The organism is Castellaniella sp. WN, assembly GCF_054457555.1.
The window spans coordinates 2,870,026-2,882,456 of the sequence record NZ_JBTKZC010000001.1 but is presented as its reverse complement, the minus strand read 5'-3'; the positions used below and the strand labels follow the sequence as shown (position 1 = coordinate 2,882,456).

Annotated in this window: 9 protein-coding genes; 2 read left to right on the top strand and 7 right to left on the bottom strand. The window is 70.2% G+C overall.

Translation table 11 applies throughout. The features are described 5' to 3' along the window. Positions 1–26: 26 nt before the first annotated feature. From ACTPOE_RS13550 to ACTPOE_RS13540, 3 genes are read right to left on the bottom strand one after another with little or no spacing between them, the layout of a single operon-like run. On the bottom strand, positions 27–1,307 hold the full coding sequence (locus ACTPOE_RS13550) for a TRAP transporter large permease (RefSeq protein WP_458872647.1): 1,281 nt from the start codon (positions 1,305–1,307) through the stop codon (positions 27–29). Between the two features lie 14 nt (positions 1,308–1,321). Further along, a complete protein-coding gene (locus tag ACTPOE_RS13545; protein ID WP_458872646.1) occupies positions 1,322–1,810 on the bottom strand; it encodes a TRAP transporter small permease in 489 nt (162 codons plus the stop codon). After that, complete coding sequence (locus ACTPOE_RS13540) at positions 1,797–2,366, bottom strand: gluconokinase (RefSeq protein WP_458872645.1); 570 nt, start codon at positions 2,364–2,366, stop codon at positions 1,797–1,799. The genes ACTPOE_RS13545 and ACTPOE_RS13540 overlap by 14 nt, the downstream gene beginning before the upstream one ends. Positions 2,367–2,499: 133 nt before the next feature. On the opposite strand from ACTPOE_RS13540, the gene gntR reads away from it, so the two are divergent. After that, complete coding sequence (gene gntR, locus ACTPOE_RS13535; RefSeq protein WP_458872644.1) at positions 2,500–3,564, top strand: HTH-type transcriptional regulator GntR; 1,065 nt, start codon at positions 2,500–2,502, stop codon at positions 3,562–3,564. A gap of 35 nt (positions 3,565–3,599) precedes the next feature. On the opposite strand, the gene ACTPOE_RS13530 is transcribed toward gntR, so the two are convergent. Beyond that, positions 3,600–6,248: a DNA topoisomerase III gene (locus ACTPOE_RS13530; RefSeq protein ID WP_458872643.1), complete on the bottom strand. Its 2,649-nt coding sequence runs from the start codon at positions 6,246–6,248 to the stop codon at positions 3,600–3,602. Between the two features lie 65 nt (positions 6,249–6,313). On the opposite strand from ACTPOE_RS13530, the gene ACTPOE_RS13525 reads away from it, so the two are divergent. After that, entirely contained in the window at positions 6,314–8,827 is a 2,514-nt protein-coding gene (locus tag ACTPOE_RS13525) for a GDYXXLXY domain-containing protein (RefSeq protein ID WP_458872642.1), read from the top strand. Positions 8,828–8,878: 51 nt separating this feature from the next. On the opposite strand, the gene gluQRS is transcribed toward ACTPOE_RS13525, so the two are convergent. From gluQRS to ACTPOE_RS13510, 3 genes are all read right to left on the bottom strand, one after another. Continuing rightward, on the bottom strand, positions 8,879–9,811 hold the full coding sequence (gluQRS, locus tag ACTPOE_RS13520) for a tRNA glutamyl-Q(34) synthetase GluQRS (protein WP_458872641.1): 933 nt from the start codon (positions 9,809–9,811) through the stop codon (positions 8,879–8,881). A gap of 9 nt (positions 9,812–9,820) precedes the next feature. Beyond that, entirely contained in the window at positions 9,821–10,288 is a 468-nt protein-coding gene (locus tag ACTPOE_RS13515; RefSeq protein WP_269356944.1) for a Smg family protein, read from the bottom strand. 118 nt (positions 10,289–10,406) lie between these two features. Continuing rightward, on the bottom strand, positions 10,407–12,425 hold the full coding sequence (locus ACTPOE_RS13510) for an acetyl/propionyl/methylcrotonyl-CoA carboxylase subunit alpha (protein ID WP_458872640.1): 2,019 nt from the start codon (positions 12,423–12,425) through the stop codon (positions 10,407–10,409). Positions 12,426–12,431 lie beyond the last annotated feature (6 nt).

The following is a 12,431-nucleotide window of genomic DNA, read 5'->3' as shown; positions in this document are numbered from 1 at the left end:
CGCCGGACAGGGCGGTGTTGTTTGCCTCAGCCCAGCCAGCGGACCGGGGCGATGACGATCTGGGGAAAGGCCACCAGCAGGGCCAGCAGCAGCGCGTAGACCAGCAGGAAGGGCGCGACGCCCCTGACGACGGATTCCATCTTCACGCCGCCCACGCCGGCGGCGACGTTGAGCACCGTGCCCACCGGCGGCGTGATCAGGCCCAGGCAGCCGGTGAACACGAACATGAAGCCGAAATAGATCGGATCGATGTGCGCCTTCAGCGCCAGGGGCAGGCAGACGGGGGCGAAAATCAGGATGATGGGCGTCAGGTCCATGGACGTGCCCACCAGCAGCAGGAAGATCACCATGCAGGCCATGAACAGCGTGGGGTGCGCGAGGATGGGCTGGAACAGTTCGGCCAGCTGGTTGGGCAGGTCGGCCAGGGTGATCATGTAAGCGGCCACGGTCGCGGCGCCGCACAGGAACATGACGATCGCCGTGGTGATGCTGGAGGTCACCAGCACGTCGTAGGCGGCCTTCCAGGAGAGCGCCCGATAGATGAAGCGCGACACCAGGAAGGCATAGACCGCGGCCACCACGGCGGCTTCGGTGGGGGTGAAGACGCCGAAGCGGATGCCGCCCAGGATGATGACCGGCATGAAGATGGCCCAGACGCTGTCGGCCACGGCGCGGCGGCGTTCGGCCGGCGTGGCGCGGGGAGCCGTGGGCAACTGGCGGCGGCGCGCGACTATGCGCCAGGCCAGCAGCAGCGCGCCGCCCATCAGAATGCCGGGGACCACGCCGCTGATGAACAGCTTGCTGATGGAGGTGTTGGTGGTCACGCCGTAGATGATGAAGGGCAACGACGGCGGGATGATGGGACCGATGATGCCGCCGGAGGCCAGCAGGCCCGTGCTGTAGTCCATGGGATAGTTCTGCTGGCGCATCATGGGCAGCAGGATGGTGGCCAGCGCGGCGGTGTCGGCGATGGCCGAGCCGCTCATCGAGGCGAGCAGCACCGAGGCGAACACGGCAACGTAGCCCAGGCCGCCCGGAATGTGGCCGACGAAGGCGCGTGCCATGTCGATGATCCGCTGGCTCAGGCCGCCCACGTTCATCAGTTCGCCTGCCAGGATGAAGAAGGGCACGGCAAGCAGGGGGAAGCTGTCGAAGCCGGCCTGCAGGTTCTGCGCCAGCAGCTGGGTGTTGAAGAAGTCCAGGTGCCACATCAGGGCCACGCCCGAGACGAGCAGGGCGATGGCGATCGGGATGCCGATCGCCATGGAGGCGAACAGGACGGCGAGGAAGATCAGGGTGGTGTCCATGCGGTGAATTCCTTTCAGCCGCGCGGGCGATCGAGGACAGCCTGCTTGAAGAGCAGGACTTCCATGGCGGCGGCCATGAACAGGGTGGCGGCCGCGGCGATCGCCAGGGGATAGCCGATGACGGGGCTGTAGCTGTGCAGGCCTGCGATCACCTGGTCCCAGGCGCCCTTGACGACCATGCCCAGGACGATCGCGCTGACCAGTGCGGCCAGCGCGCCCATCGCGGCGCGTGTGCGCGGACCCACGCGATCCACCAGCAGGTCGAAGCTCAGGTGCCGTTTTTCATGGGCGGTGACGACCGTGCCCATGCAGACCAGCCAGACGAACAGCAGGCGGGACAGTTCCTCGTAGATCACCAGGCCCGTACCGAAGGCGTAGCGCAGCACGACGTTGCTGAACACGGCGATCACCATGAGGGCCAGGGTGATGGCCATGAAGGCCTCGGCGGCTTTGCGTATCAGGGGCTTGCGTGGCGCGCCGGCGGGCGTGTCAGGGGTTTGCATGGGGATTCCTTTGCAGCCATTCGGCGGCGCGTGCGATGAGTTCTTCCAGGGGGCGCTCGCTGTCCAGGTGCAGCAGGCCGGCCTCGTCGTGGGGCGGCTCCAGCGTGGCGAACTGGCTGTCGATCAGGGTGGCGGGAAAGAAATGGCGGTCGCCGCGGCCGGCGACGCGCCGGTGGGCCGCGTCCCGGCCGACTTCCAGCCAGATGAAGGCCAGGCAGGGCACGTGGGCGCGCAGCCGCCGGCGATAGGCCCGCTTCAGGGCCGAGCAGCTGAGGACGACGCCGTCGGCGGCATGACGCGCCAGTTCGCCGCCCAGCGCTTCCAGCCAGGATTCCCGGTCTTCGTCGGTCAGCGGGACGCCGGCCCGCATCTTCGTGTGGTTCCCTTCGCTGTGGAAGGCATCGCCTTCGACGAAGGCCCAGCCCTGGCGCCGCGCCAGCATCTCGCCGACCGTGGATTTGCCGCTGCCCGAGACGCCCATCACGACCACCGCGCGGTGCGGACAGTCCGGCGCGCAGGGTGTTCCGGCAGGAGAAGATAGCGCTATCTTTTGCATTGAAAAAAAACGGTCCTTACGTACAATGATGCCCGGAGCGTCGAGTGGGATCTGTGCCGACCGATCTTCCCGTAGGCGAGTGAGACGCAAAGATAGCGCTATCTCATGCCGTCCGACATTAGGGAATTCCTGTATGAATGACTCTTTTTCCGACGGCGGCCCCGGCTCCCGGACGACCGGGAGCCGGGGCCGCAGCCGGGCCACGGGCCGGACGACGCTGGCCGACGTGGCGGCCCTGGCCGGCGTCAGCCCCATCACGGCGTCGCGCGTGGTGGCGGGCAAGACGTCCGTGCGCCCGGAACTGGCCGAGCGGGTGCGGGCCGCCGTGGAGCGGCTCGGCTACCGTCCAGACCCGTCGGCGCGCGCATTGGCCTCGGCCAAGAGCAGCCACGTCGTGGTGCTGATCCCGCTATTGTCCAACACACTGTTCACGGAGTTGCTGGAAGCCGTCCAGGACGTGATGTGGGAAGCAGGCTACCCGATCTTCGTCGGAATCACCCAGTATCGGCCCGAGCGAGAGGCCGCCCTGCTGGACAGCTATCTGTCGCACCGGCCGGCGGGTCTGATCCTGACCGGCTTCGACCGCAGCGAGTCCCAGCGCCGCTTGATCGAGGCCAGCCACACGCCGTGCGTGCACGTGATGGAGCTCAGTGACGAGCCGGGCGTGCATTGCGTCGGCTTTTCCCAGACCGGGGCCGCGCAGGCCGTGGCCCGCCATCTGCTGGAGCGGGGGCGGCGGCGTATCGCCTTCGTCGGCGCCCAGCTGGATCCGCGCACGCTGGAGCGCGCCGAAGGCTTTCGCGGCGTTCTGCGTGCGGCCGGCTGCCACGATCCGCAACTGGAGATCCTCGATCCCCGGCCCTCGTCGGCCGCGCTGGGGGCGGAAGCCTTCCGCCGCCTGGTGGAGGCGCATCCGGACCTGGACGCGGTGTTCTTCTGTAACGACGACCTGGCCCACGGAGGCCTGCTGGAAGCCTTGCGACTGGGCGTCCCGGTACCGGACCGGGTCAGCGTGGTGGGCTTCAACGATCTGCCGGGCAACGCGCAGATGCTGCCCGCGCTGAGCAGCCTGCGCACGCCGCGCCGGGAGGTCGGCGACGCCGCCGCACGGATGCTGCTGCGGCTGATGCGCGGCGAGCCGGTGGACGCGCCCACCCTCGACCTGGGCTTCGAACTGAAGGTCCGCGCCAGCAGCTGAGCCGACGGCGCGCGGCCCGGCTGCTGGCACGCAGCTCAGAAGGCCGGGCCGTCGTCCTCGGGGGCGTCGGACCGGGTTGCCCGGGGCGCGGCTTTCTTGGCGGCTTTCTTCACGGCGGTTTTCCTGGCAGCCGTTTTCGCAGCGGTCTTGGAGGCTGTTTTCGTGGCGGACTTGCTTGCGGACTTGCTTGCCGCCGCCGTCTTGGTCGCCGCCGTCTTGGCGCCCGCCTTGGGCGCGCGCGGCTCGAACTCGAAGCCGACCTTGCCGTCGGCCTGGCGCACCAGGAAAGCCTTGAACTTGCGGTTGGTGCGGCTGGAAACGAAGCCGTCGAGCAGATCGGTCTTGCCGGTGGCCAGCAGCTTGCTCATCTGCGCGGCGGGGATTTCCTGCTGCAGGATGACCTTGCCGCTGCGAAAGCCGCAAGCCTTTTCCGGGCCCACGGCGTGCTCGCAAACGTAGTTCATGCCGTACTCGAAGACGCGGCCGCCACATTTGGGGCAGGCGCCCAGCGGGGTATGGCCGGAGAAGTCCACGGGCTCGGCATCCTCGTCCTCCCGCTGGCCGAAGTCGAATTCCAGCTTGTATTCGTCCGTGATGCGCAGCACCGCGGCGAAAGGTCGCCCCATCTTGCTGATGAATCCGGTCAGCGGGCCCAGTTCGCGCTTGTCCAGCAGTTCCTCGACCTCGGCGATCTCGAAGGTGCGCCCGCCAGGATGTTTGCCGATGGAGAAGTCGCAGGCCGTGCAGGCATAGCGGCGGTAGTTCTCCTTGACCACGCCGCCGCATTTCGGGCAGGGAGTCCGCAATGTGGCGTAGTCGCCGGGCACGGTGTCGCGCTCGTATTCCTTGGCGCGCTTGACGATCACCTGGGTCATCTGGGCGATCTCGCGCATGAAGGATTCGCGGTCGAGCTTGCGCTGTTCGATGAGCTTGAGCTGGTGCTCCCATTCGCCGGTGAGTTCCGGCGAGGTCAGCTCGTTGACACCGAGGCCGGCGAGCAGCGTCATCAGCTGGCGGGCCTTGGCGCTGGGCACCAGGTCGCGGCCTTCGCGGCGCAGGTAGGTCTCGTTGATCAGGCCTTCGATGATGGCCGCGCGGGTGGCCGGAGTGCCCAGGCCGCGCTCGGACATCGCCTCGCGCAGGGCTTCGTCGTCCACGAGCTTGCCGGCGCCTTCCATGGCCGACAGTAGCGTGGCTTCGTTGAAGCGGGCGGGAGGCTTGGTAGCCAGGCCGCGCGCTTCGATGTCCTCGGTGCGCACGCGCTCGCCATCGGCCACGGGGATCAGGGAATCGCCTTCGCCCTGGGATTCGCGGCCGTAGATGGCCAGCCAGCCGGGGTTGACCAGCACTTTGCCCTCGGTTTTGAAATGATGGCCCGAGACCTGGGTGATGCGGGTCGTGACGCGGAACTCGGCCGCCGGGAAGAAGACCGCCAGGAAGCGGCGCGTCACCAGCTCGTAGATCTTGAATTCGGCGTCGCTGAGTTCACGCGGCACCTGCAGGGTGGGGATGATGGCGAAGTGGTCGGAGATCTTCTTGTCGTCGAAGATGCGCCGGTTGGGTTTGACCCAGTCCTGCTTGACGACCTGGGCGGCGTAGGGCCGCACGGAACGGGCCGCGCCCGATTCGCTGTCGGCCAGGACGCGCATGGTCTGCTGCACGGTGCCGACGTAGTCCTGGGGCAGGTAGCGCGAATCGGTACGCGGGTAGGTCAGGGCCTTGTGGCGCTCGTACAGCGACTGCGCCAGGGACAGTGTGGTCTTGGCGGAAAAGCCGAAGCGCGAGTTGGCCTCGCGCTGCAGGGTGGTCAGGTCGAACAGGGCCGGGGACAACTGCGTGCTGGGCTTGGATTCCTCGGTCACGCTGCCGGGCTGTTCGCGGCAGGCGGCGACGATGGTCTGAGCGGCCGGGGCGGACCACAGGCGCGAGTCGCGGGCATCGGGGTCCTGCTCGTTCTTCTTGAAATCGGGATCGAACCAGCGGCCCTCGTACAGGCCGGCGGCGGCGACGAAGGTGGCGTGGACTTCCCAGTAGTTGCGCGACACGAAGCCGCGGATGCGGTCCTCGCGTTCCATCACGATCGCCAGGGTCGGCGTCTGGACGCGGCCCACCGGAGTCTTGAAGAAGCCGCCGTCCTTGCTGTTGAAGGCCGTCATGGCGCGGGTGCCGTTGATGCCGACCAGCCAGTCGGCCTCGGCGCGGGACCGGGCGGCGGCCTCCAGCGGCTTCATGGTCTCGTCGTCGCGCAGGTTGGCGAAGGCTTCGCGGATGGACGCCTGGGTCATGGATCGCAGCCACAGGCGCTGCACGGGCTTCTTCACCCCGGAATACTGGATGATATAGCGGAAGATCAGCTCGCCCTCGCGGCCCGCGTCGCAGGCGTTGATGACGGCGCCGACGTCCTTGCGCTTGAGCAGCCTGACCAGCAGCTTGAGCCGCTCGGCGGATCGCTTGTCGGTCGGCCCCAGTTCGAACTGGGGCGGGATGACCGGCAGGTGGGTGAAACTCCATTTGCCGCGCACCGGGTCGTTGGGTGCCACCAGACTGAGCAGGTGGCCGACGCTGGAAGACAGCACGTATTGCTCGCTTTCGAAATAGTCGCCTTCCCGGGTGAAGCCGCCCAGGGCCCGGGAAATGTCCAGGGCGACCGAGGGCTTTTCGGCAATAATCAGGGTTTTGGTCATGAGGTTCCAGTGGCGGCCTCATTTTGGGCCGCATTAGCGCGGATCATACGAGGGGACATCACACCATGCAAGTCGCCGAACCCAGGCTGCGAGCCGACGACGAGACCCGATGGCGCCGGATTCTGGCCCGGTGCGCAGGGCTGCTGGCCGCCGTGCTGGCCGGCGCGTCCCTGGTGTTCTGGGTCGCGGCGAACTGGTCCCGGATGACGCAGGACGTCCGTCTGGCGGGCGTCCAGGGGACGCTGGCCCTGCTCGTCGTTCTGGCCGCCGGCCTGGCCCGGCGCGGCAATCCCGCGGCGGAGCCGATGGCCGGCCTGGCGGCTCTGGCGACCGGCGCCCTGCTGGCCCTCGTGGGCCAGATCTATCAGACGGGCGCTGATGCCTGGGAATTGTTCCTGGCCTGGGCCGTGCTGATCCTGCCCTGGCTGGCGGCGATCCGCTCCGTGTTCCTGGTGCTGCTGTGGGCCGCGCTGTTGAACCTGTCATTATGGCTGTTCCTGAACGGTTCGGCCCCGTTTGCCTGGTGGCGGTGGAATGTGTCTGCGCTGCCGGGCGCCTGGCTGCTGGGTCTGGACGGGATACTGCTGGCGCTGGCCGAATGCCTGCGGCCAGCGTGGCGGGATCCCCGGGGCCTGATCCGCCGGGTTCTGGCGGCGGCGACGCTGGCCTGGGCGGTCGCCGTCGCTGCGCAGGGGGCCGTGCTGGACGGCGCCGGCGACGCCGGTCTCCTGGCGCTGGGCCTGGTCCCGGTCCTGGCAGTCTACGGCGTCTATGCCCGCTGGCGCCCCGATCCGGCGGTGGCGGCCCTGGCCCTGTTGGCAGGGATCGGGGTGGCCGGATTCGTACTGGCGCCGCGGGCGGACTCCCTGGAGGGCCTGCTCGGCCTGGCGCTGCTGGTGCTGGCCCTGGGGCTGTGGGCGATCCGGCATGCGCTGCGCTTGAGGGCAGCCGTGTCGCCGGCCGTGGAGGCCGGGCCGGCGCCTGCGGCCCGGGACGGTCGGGCGGATGCGGCGCCGGCGTCCCCGGAGAGCCGCGCCGATGAGGACGATGCGCCTTGGTACGTCACGGCGCTGCGGATCGGTATCCTGATCCCCGTCGTCCTGCTGCTGGGGATCTGGGTGGCGCTCAGTTTCGAGCTGGATTCCGCCGCCGAGGTCCTGGGCGCCGGATGGCTGCTGATGCTGCCGGGGCTGTGGCTGGGCAGGTCGGCGCCCCGGGCGCTTTGGCGGGAAGCGGGCGGCGTGCTGGCGGTCCTTGGCTTGCTGCTGTGCGCCGGCGGTGCGGCCTGGCTGATGGAAGAGAATGGTGCACGGGCGCTGTGTCTGTCGATCCTGTTGGCGGCGGGTGTCGTGGCTTATGCCGGGACGCGTCGGTTCGTCGTGCGTCTGGCGGCGGCCGGGCTGACGTTGTCGCTGGGATGCTGGCTGACGCTGCCCCCGGATTTCCTGTTCCGCTGGAGCGGTGGTCCGGACGGTGCCTGGGCCGCCGGCCTGGCTTGGCGCCTGGCGGTCCTGCTGGCGCTGGGCGCGGCCGCCTGGATCGGATCTCTGGCCGCGGCCCGCAGAGCGCTCTGGCGGCCCCTGGCCTGGGCGGCCATGACGACGGCGTCCATCCTGGCGGCTTTGCTCTCCTTCGAGGCCCAGGCTCCGTTTGGGGCCTGGCCGTTGTGGGATCGGGGCGCCCTGCTCGCCTGCGCGCTGCTGCCCGGCGTGTTGCTCGGGGCCTGGATGGCCGCGAACCGGCCGGTCTTGCCCGCCGGGCTGCGTCTGGGGGCGCCGGTGGCTTGCTGCGCGGCGGGCCTGGGATGGGTGGGCGCGCCGGTGTGTTCCGTGGCCCTGGTCGGCTTCGTCCTGGGAGGCTGGTCGGGAGACCGGCTGGCGCGGGCGCTATCGGTCTTGCTGGGACTGGCCGGGCTGGCGCTGTATTACTTCGATCCGTCCGATACCCTGGTCGCCAAGGCGGGGACGCTGGGCTTGACGGCCGCCTGGCTGGCCGCGCTGGCCTTGTGGTCGTGGTCGCCATGGAGCCGGACGGTCGTGCCGGCGGTCCCCGCCGCGCGCCGCGCCCGGGGCCTGCCCGTCTGGCTGCTGGCGGGCGGCGCGCTGGTTCTGGGCGCGGTCCAGGTCCGGGTGCATCATTATGAGGCGATCCTGGCCCAGGGGCGGCCGGTGGTTATCGCCCTGGCGCCGGTGGATCCCCGCTCACTGATGCAGGGGGACTACATGGCCCTGGACTACGCCGTGCGCCGTCAGGCACAGGATTGGCTGCGCGGCCAGGACACGGTGTGGGACGCTCTGGGAGCGGCCGGACGGGGCTGGCTGCTGCTGCGGCCCGACGACCGGGGTGTCTGGCAACTGACGGCGGTGACGGCCGAGGCGCCCGAGGCCCCGACGGGAGACGCCGTGGCGCTTGCCTTTCGCTGGCGCGCCGATGGGATGGATTGGGGCGCCCGCAGCTGGTTCTTCCCCGAGGGCCAGGGGGAGCGCTACGCAAAAGCACGCTACGGAGTGTTGCGGGTGGCGGCCGACGGGACAGCCCTGCTGGCCGGACTGCTGGACGAAGGGCGGGCACCGCTGTAGGGCGCATGCGCGGTCCCGCGCGGACCGCGGGATGCGCCCGCTCTCGCGGCCTCAGGTGCGCAGTGCCGGGGCCATCCCGAACCGTCGCGCCCAGCGCGCGGTAGCCTCCGGCCAGAACGCTTGCGGCGTGTCCGCCGGCAGGTCGGCGAATCCCAGGTCCCGCCAGGCCGTCCGCAGGCAGTCCAGGGGCCGCGAGACGTCCAGCGCGGGCGCGTGGTTCTGCTTGGACAGCTTGTGGCCGGCGGCGTCCAGGATCAGCGGCACGTGCAGGACGCGTGGCGGGGTCAGGCCCAGGGCACGGGCCAGTTGCCGCTGGCGGGCCGTGGAGTCCAGCAGGTCGGCGCCGCGCACTACGTCGGTGACGCCCTGGTCGCCATCGTCCACCACCACGACCAGTTGGTAGGCCCAGAGGCCGTCCGCCCGGCGGATGATGAAATCCCCCACTTCGGCCGCCACGTCCTGGGATTGCGGACCCAGCCAGCGGTCCGTGAAGGTTTCCACGCCGGGCTCGACCCGGAAGCGCCAGCTGCGGATCGGACGCCGCGCGGAGGGCGGACGCATGCCCGGAGTGGCGGGGGTGGATGAGCCGGCCTCTCGTGGCGCCGCGCCCCGCTCCGCGCCGGCGGGTGGCCGGCAGGTGCCGGGATACGGGCCGGGTGGCAGCTCCCGCCGGACGCAGGCGCAGCCGTAGGCGCGTCCGGCGGCCCGCAGCCGGGCGAATGCCCGTCCATATAGGGGATGCCGCTGTGTCTGCCGGACCGGCTCCCCGTCCCAGCGCAGGCCCAGCGCCTCCAGTTGCCGCAGGATGGCGCGGTCGGTGCCGGGCACGGTGCGGGGTTCGTCGATGTCCTCGATGCGCAGCAGCCAGCGGCCATGGTGCGCCCGGGCATCCAGGCAGCTGGCCAGGGCGGCGACCAGCGAGCCCGCGTGCAGGGGGCCGCTGGGGCTGGGCGCGAAGCGGCCCACGTAGGGAGAGTTAGCCAAACGGAGGGCCTAATGCGACAGCCGGCCTTCGTCGTCGGTCAGCAGTTCCTCGAACACCAGGTGGTCGACCTCGGCCTCCTGGCTCCAGAGGACCATCAGCGCCAGGACCTTGATTTCGGCCAGGGACAGGGGGGAATGGTCCGCCGCCTGGGCCGCCTCGATCAGGATTTCGCGCAGGACCGGGGGCAGGCTGCCGGAATGTTCCAGGAAGCTGATGAAGCCGATCGCCTCGGTGCCCAGCGTCGCGTATTCCGTGTCGGTGTAGACGCGCGCGGCATCGCGCCGGGCGTCGCGCATGACGGCCAGCGGCAGGCAGCGTTCGGTGGTGCTGGCCAGGTCGCGCAGCCAGTTCAGCGCGTCGTCGATGTCCTCGTGCTCGAATCCGGCGGCCGCCAGCTTGCTGGCCAGGACCTCGGCGCGCGGGCAGGCCTGGGGCGTGTAGTAGTTTTCGAACAGATAAACCAGGATGTCGTACATGGCGGTCATGAGGCGGTTGCCATTCCAGTTTACCGGATTCCTCCGGAAACGCATCCGGCCCGCGTCGCTGGATGGGCGGTTGCGCGGGCAGGATCCGGAATCCGGAGTCCCCCACGGATCAACCGGCCTCGGCGGCCTCCAGATCGATCAGGGTGACGCCTTCGGTCACCTGGTCGCCGACCGCGTAGAAGACTTCACGGACCGTGCCGTCATGGGGGGCCTCGATGGTGTGCTCCATCTTCATGGCTTCCATGACGATCAGGGGCGCGCCGCGCGTCACGGCGTCGCCCGCCGCGACGGCGACCGACAGGATCTTGCCCGGCATGGGGGCGGTCAGTCCGCCGGCCGCGTCGTCGGCGGACGCGGTCGCCAGGGCGAGCGGATCGTGCCATTCCAGGGTATGCCGCCGGCCGTCGGTGAAGACGTCCAGGCGCGCGCCGTCGCGGTGGATGTCGCCACGCGTTTCCTCGTCGCCCAGGCGGACGCGGATGCGGGCCGGGTGGCGGCCTTCGGCTTGCCAATGGAAGGCCTGCGCGGGGCGGTCGTCCACCGCCAGGGTCCAGTCCCGGCCGTCGCGACGGACGCGCACGGCCCGTTCTCCCCGGGCGTCCTGCAGAGGCAGGACGCGTTCGTAGCGCCCGCCCACGCGCCAGCCGTCGGCCTGGCGCCAGGGGCCGGCATCGGATGCGGCACCTGGGCGTGCCAGGCCGTCGTGGTGCAGCAGCGCGGCGGCGGCCAGGGCCAGCGCGGTATCCTCGCAGTCCCGGGGCGCGGGGAACAGGCGTTCGTGCTCGCGTTCGATCAGCCCGGTGTCCAGGTCGGCGGCGGCGAAGGCCGGATCGTCCATCAGGCGGCCCAGGAAGGCGATGTTGGTCTGCACACCGGTGCAGCGCACCGCGCCCAGCGCGCGCAGCATCCGCTGCCGGGCCTGCTCGCGGTCCTGGCCGTGGACGATGAGCTTGGCGATCATCGGATCATAGTGCGGGGAGATCGTGTCGCCTTCGCGCACGCCGCCGTCCACGCGCACGGGGCCGGTCTGGAAGACGACGTGCGGCGGCCATTGCAGAGCATCCAGGCGGCCGATGCTGGGCAGGAAGTCCTTGTCCGGGTTCTCGGCGTAGATGCGGGCCTCCAGGGCATGGCCCTGGAGGCGCAGCTGGTCCTGGCGCAGCGGCAGCGGCTGGCCGGCCGCCACGCGCAACTGCCATTCCACCAGGTCCTGGCCGGTGATGGCCTCGGTGACCGGGTGCTCGACCTGCAGCCGGGTGTTCATTTCCATGAAGTAGAAGCGCCCGTCCGGCTCGACGATGAATTCCACCGTGCCGGCGCCGACGTAGCTGACGGCCTGGGCGGCGGCCACGGCCGCCCGCCCCATGGCTTCGCGGCGCTCCGGCGTCATGCCGGGCGCGGGGGCTTCCTCGATGACCTTCTGGTGACGCCGCTGCACCGAGCAGTCGCGTTCGAACAGGTGCACGCACTGGCCGTGCGTGTCGGCGAAGACCTGGATCTCGATGTGGCGCGGCTTGGTCAGGTAGCGTTCGACCAGGACCTGGGCGCTGCCGAAGCTGCTGGCCGCCTCGCGCTGGCAGGAGGCCAGGGCCGCCTGGAATTCGGTGTCGGCGTGGACGATGCGCATGCCCTTGCCGCCGCCGCCCGCGCTGGCCTTGATGAGCACGGGGTAGCCGATGGCGCGGGCCTGCTCCCGCAGGAAATCGGCCTCCTGGCGCTCGCCGTGGTAGCCCGGCACCAGGGGCACGTCGGCGCCGGACATCAGGGTCTTGGCGGCGGACTTGCTGCCCATGGCGGCGATCGCATCGACGGGCGGGCCGACGAAGACCAGGCCGGCGTCGGCGCAGGCGCGGGCGAAATCGGCGTTTTCCGACAGGAATCCGTAGCCCGGGTGGATGGCCTGGGCGCCGGTGCGGCGGGCGGCGTCCAGGATGGCGCCGGCGCGCAGGTAGCTGGCGGCGGGTTCCGGGCCGCCGATGCGCACGGCGCGGTCGCAGGCCTGAACGTGGCGGGCGTCGGCGTCGGCGTCGGAATAGACGGCGACGGTGCGGATGCCCATGCGGCGGGCCGTGGCGGCGATGCGGCAGGCGATCTCGCCCCGGTTCGCGATCAGGAGGGTGTCGAACATGGCGGT

Bases quoted from the DNA above. Each gene is read 5' to 3' on its own strand.
- ACTPOE_RS13550 (WP_458872647.1), bottom strand. From the start codon at position 1,307: ATGGACACCACCCTGATCTTCCTCGCCGTCCTGTTCGCCTCCATGGCG.
- ACTPOE_RS13545 (WP_458872646.1), bottom strand. From the start codon at position 1,810: ATGCAAACCCCTGACACGCCCGCCGGCGCGCCACGCAAGCCCCTGATA.
- ACTPOE_RS13540 (WP_458872645.1), bottom strand. From the start codon at position 2,366: ATGCAAAAGATAGCGCTATCTTCTCCTGCCGGAACACCCTGCGCGCCG.
- gntR (WP_458872644.1), top strand. From the start codon at position 2,500: ATGAATGACTCTTTTTCCGACGGCGGCCCCGGCTCCCGGACGACCGGG.
- ACTPOE_RS13530 (WP_458872643.1), bottom strand. From the start codon at position 6,248: ATGACCAAAACCCTGATTATTGCCGAAAAGCCCTCGGTCGCCCTGGAC.
- ACTPOE_RS13525 (WP_458872642.1), top strand. From the start codon at position 6,314: ATGCAAGTCGCCGAACCCAGGCTGCGAGCCGACGACGAGACCCGATGG.
- ACTPOE_RS13515 (WP_269356944.1), bottom strand. From the start codon at position 10,288: ATGTACGACATCCTGGTTTATCTGTTCGAAAACTACTACACGCCCCAG.
- ACTPOE_RS13510 (WP_458872640.1), bottom strand. From the start codon at position 12,425: ATGTTCGACACCCTCCTGATCGCGAACCGGGGCGAGATCGCCTGCCGC.